This window comes from Kocuria sp. CCUG 69068 (genome assembly GCF_020833785.1).
In the GTDB taxonomy this organism is placed as follows: Bacteria; Actinomycetota; Actinomycetes; order Actinomycetales; family Micrococcaceae; genus Kocuria; species Kocuria rosea.
The window spans coordinates 1-3,933 of sequence record NZ_PDDL01000181.1; the positions used below are offsets into that span (position 1 = coordinate 1).

General features: G+C 75.6%; 4 protein-coding genes. 1 reads left to right on the forward strand and 3 read right to left on the reverse strand.

Translation table 11 applies throughout. The features are described 5' to 3' along the window. The 3 genes from CRM73_RS18490 to CRM73_RS18500 all read right to left on the reverse strand — a co-directional run. Positions 1–766: glycosyltransferase (locus CRM73_RS18490; protein WP_229588708.1), on the reverse strand; the 766-nt coding region annotated here is incomplete at its 3' end. Then, positions 763–2,400 (reverse strand): carbamoyltransferase C-terminal domain-containing protein, encoded by a 1,638-nt coding sequence (locus CRM73_RS18495; protein ID WP_035923942.1) that lies wholly within the window; start codon positions 2,398–2,400, stop codon positions 763–765. The genes CRM73_RS18490 and CRM73_RS18495, both read right to left, overlap by 4 nt. A 49-nt stretch (positions 2,401–2,449) precedes the next feature. Next, the gene (locus tag CRM73_RS18500; protein WP_081994119.1) at positions 2,450–3,433 is read right to left on the reverse strand and encodes a polysaccharide pyruvyl transferase family protein; all 984 of its coding nucleotides are present in this window, start codon (positions 3,431–3,433) and stop codon (positions 2,450–2,452) included. A gap of 177 nt (positions 3,434–3,610) precedes the next feature. Here CRM73_RS18500 and CRM73_RS18505 point away from each other — a divergent pair. Beyond that, a partial coding sequence (locus CRM73_RS18505; protein WP_370658572.1) for a hypothetical protein occupies positions 3,611–3,933 on the forward strand: 323 nt, incomplete at its 3' end.

Sequence of the window (3,933 nt, forward strand, 5' to 3'; positions counted from 1 at the left end):
TCGCGGCGTGCCAGCGGAAGCCCCCGGGGGGAGCCTCGGCCGCACGGCGCCAGTCGGGCCCGTGCAGCCGGCGCATCAGGGCGTCGTCGGCGTTGCCGGCCTGCACGCGCAGGCTCACGAGGTCGTCGGCGGGACGCACGGGGTGGGTGATCCGGCGCTGCCCGCGCACCAGCTGCCACCCGGCCCGGCGCACGCGCAGCGCGAGGTCGGCGTCCTCCCGGTAGGCCCGGGGGAAGCGCTCGTCGAAGCCGGAGACGGCCTCGAGCGCAATCGTGCGGTAGGCCATGTCCGCGGTCGCCCAGTCCGCGTCCTGCAGGGACGCGGTGTTGCGCTCCCAGTCGGTGGGCCGGCGGGAGCCCGGGAGGGGGACGTCGATCCGGCCCTGGGTCGCGCCGACCTCCGGGCCGCACGCGGCGAGGTCCTCGGCCAGACGCTGCGCCCAGCCGGCCGGCAGCTCCACGTCGTCGTCGAGGAAGGCGACCCACTGCGCCCCCGAGCGGCGGGCGACCCGCCAGCCGCGGTTGCGCGCGGCGGCCGGGCCCCGCCCGTAGCCGCGGACGGTGCGCACGGTCCAGGCCACGGTGCCGGGCACGCTGGGCCGCAGCGGCTCCACGTCGCCGGGCCGGTCGTCCACCACCACGACCTCGAGCGGTCCCGGGTGGTCCGCGTCGACGTCCTGGGCGGCGAGGGTGTCCAGCAGCCACTGCAGGCTCGGCCGTCCCATCGAGGGGACGACCACGGCGTAGGTCGTGGGCGCGGCCGTCACTCGGCCCCCTCGAAGAAGGCGGCGCGGCGGACCAGGTGCGGGCCGAGCACAAGCGCGGCCACCGGAGCGGAGCCGAAGAGCTCGAGGGCGTCGCGCGGGTCGTCGACCATGGGCCGGCCGGCGGTGTTGAGCGAGGTGTTGACGACGACGGGCACGCCCGTGCGCTCGTCGAAGGCCCGCAGCAGCGCGGCGATCCCGGCGTTGTCCTCGTCGGTGACCGTCTGGATCCGGGCGGTGCCGTCCACGTGGGTGACCGTGGGGATCCGCTCGCGCCACTCGGGGGCCACGTCGTGCACGAAGAGCATGAAGGGGCTGGGCAGCGGCCCGCCGCCGAAGATCTCCGCGGCGCGCTCCTCGAGGACCATGGGCGCCACCGGCCGGAACTGCTCGCGGCCCTTGACGTCGTTGAGCCGTTCGAGGTTGTCGGGGTGGATCGGGTTCGCCAGGAGGGACCGGCGGCCCAGCGCCCGGGGCCCGAACTCGCTGCGGCCCTCGAACCAGGCGATCACGCCGTTGCCGGCGAGGATGTCGGCGACCTCGCCAGCGAGGTCCTCCGGGGTGGTGAAGGGCACCTGCGCGGTGCTCAGCCACTGCGCCAGCTCCTCGCCGGACCAGCTGCGCCCGAGGGCCGCGGTGGGCTGGGGCGCGCCGAGGTCCCCGGCCTCCTGGGCCAGGTGCAGGGCGGCGCCGAGGGCGGTCCCGGAGTCCCCGGAGGCGGGCTGGACCCAGACCTCCTCGAAGGGCGTCTCGCGCCAGATCCGGGAATTGGCCACGCAGTTCAGGGCTGTGCCGCCGGCCATGGTGAGCACCGTGTCCCCGGTCTGCTCGTGCAGCCAGGTGGCCAGGTCCACCAGGACCTCCTCGACCACGGCCTGGACCGAGGCGGCGAGATCGGCGTGGTCGCCGCCCCAGGTGCCGTCGTCGATCCGGCGGGGCGCGAAGCGGGTCCAGTCGGGGGCCTGGGCACGGAAGCCGCCGTCGCCCGTGGCACGGACGATCTCGCGCAGCTCGGGCAGGAAGCGGGGCTCTCCGTAGGAGGCGAGCGCCATGACCTTGAACTCGTCGCTCGAGCGCAGGAAGCCCAGGTGGTCGGTGAGGGACTCGTAGAGCAGGCCGAGGGACTCGGGCAGGGCCTGGCGGTGCAGGATCTCCAGCTCCCCGTCCCGGTAGCGGCCGGCCAGGTGCGAGTGCGCCTCGCCGCGGCCGTCGACCACCAGGACGCTGCTCGTGCGCGTGGGGGCGGCGAGCCCGGCGGAGGCGGCGTGGGCCACGTGGTGCTCCACGAACCGGACCTTGTCGCGGTCCAGGCCCGGCAGCGCCTCGGCGAGGAACCCGGCGGCGCGCCGGGCGTAGTCCACGCGCACGGGGTCGTACGGGTCGTCCGGCATCTCGGCGGCGATGGCGGGGTCGAAGGAGTAGCCGACGGCGTCCAGGTCCGCGGGAGTCAGCCCGGCCTCGGCGAGGCACCAGCGCATGGCCTGCTCGGGCAGCTCCCACGCCGAGAACGGCACGGGCCGCTTGCCGTGCTTGCGGCGGGAGAAGCGCTCCTCCTCCGCCGCCGCCACCACTCTGCCGTCCACGACGAGAGCCGCCGCGGGGTCATGAAAAATCGCGTTGATGCCCAGGTAGTTCATGGTTCGGAGTATGGCACAGAATGATCAGGCGGCTGATCTAGGGGCCGTGTCAGCCCCGGTGGGGCCGGGTCTCCGCCGCCTCGAGCAGCTCCGGGCCGAGCTCCCGGTCGAACTCGCCGTCGGCGTCGCGGCCCGGCTCGCCGGACAGGTCCCCGAGGAGGTCCCCGACGAGCTCGTCGAGCTGCTCGAAGCCGCTCGGGACCATCGCCGCCCTCTCCTCGGCCGCCGCACGCCCGGCCGGGGACAGGCACCAGCGCAGCTGCTCGTCGAGCCGGCCGGGGTCGAGCTCGTCCGCGCCGACCACGGCCGGCCAGTCCCAGGCCCGCGCCTGGGCCGTGACCTTCCCGCCGCCCGCGACGGGGTCGACGGCGAGCACGGGAACCCCGGCCCGCAGCGCCAGGACCAGGCCGTGCATGCGCATGCTCACCACGGTGTCGAGGCGGGCGATGACCGACCCGGTCTGGGCCGCGGTGGCGGGCAGCCGCCAGTCCCGCGGGTCCAGGCGGGTGTCCAGTGGCAGCCGGGCGGCGTCGAGCCGGCCCAGCCACTGCTCCAGCCCGGACCGGACGGCGTCGTGCCGGCGGCGGGGACCGTACTCGTGCTGCCCGCCGGTGAGGTAGACGCCCAGGACGGGCACGAGCTGGGGCACGGCCCGCGCGGCGAGGTCCCGGCGGGCACCGGCACCGGGGCGGTCGCGCGCGATCACGCGGTGGAACCCGGCGGTCACCGGGTCCTCGGGGTCCAGCACGCTGACCCCGACCGCGATCCGGCGGCAGTGCGCGAACTGCTCGTGCAGCTCGGCGATCGACCGTCCCGTCGCGGGCCCGCACACGAACAGCAGGTGGGTGTAGCGCACGGGCTCGACGTCGTCCAGCCGCAGCCCGCCGGGCGGGCACATGACCGCGCTCCAGGCGACGTCGTGCGGGACGCCCGCCGTGCCGAGGGCGTCGGCGACGGCGTCCATGGCGAGGACGTCACCAGCCGTCGCCTCGCCGTGCAGGACGCTGGACCAACCGACCACGAGTGTGCGCATGGCGTCGACGCTACCGGCCGGACCGGGGCCGGGAGCCACCCCGCGGGCGGACTGTGGGCACTGTCACCTACGGTAACGAGTCGGCACAGCAACTGGTGACCCACGTCACGGGCGTCTAGGCTCGATGGCACGGGTCGAGCAGCCGGCCGTGACGTCCTGTCGTGGAAGGACCCCTCCATGGACCACTCCCTGTCCGTCGTCGTGCAGATCGAGCTCGACACCCGGTGCGTGCACCTGGTGGTCACCGGCGATCTCACCGAGCGCAACCACCGCATCCTCACCCCCCTCGTGGCCCGCGCCCGCACCCTGGTGCCCGGTGCGGCCGTCGTCGTGGACCTCACGGGCGCCCAGCACGTGGACCCGGGCGGTCTGGACCTGCTGCGGTGGTCCCTCGACCACGACCCCCACCCCGACTCCGGTGGCGCCGTCCGGGTGCTCACCCGGCCCGCGCCGTTCGGCCTCGCCGAGGCGGCCCGCCCCCCGGCCGGTGCGCCCGCGCC

Excerpts from the sequence above, each read along its gene's own strand:
- CRM73_RS18500 (WP_081994119.1), bottom strand. The coding sequence starts at position 3,433 with ATGCGCACACTCGTGGTCGGTTGGTCCAGCGTCCTGCACGGCGAGGCG.
- CRM73_RS18495 (WP_035923942.1), bottom strand. The coding sequence starts at position 2,400 with ATGAACTACCTGGGCATCAACGCGATTTTTCATGACCCCGCGGCGGCT.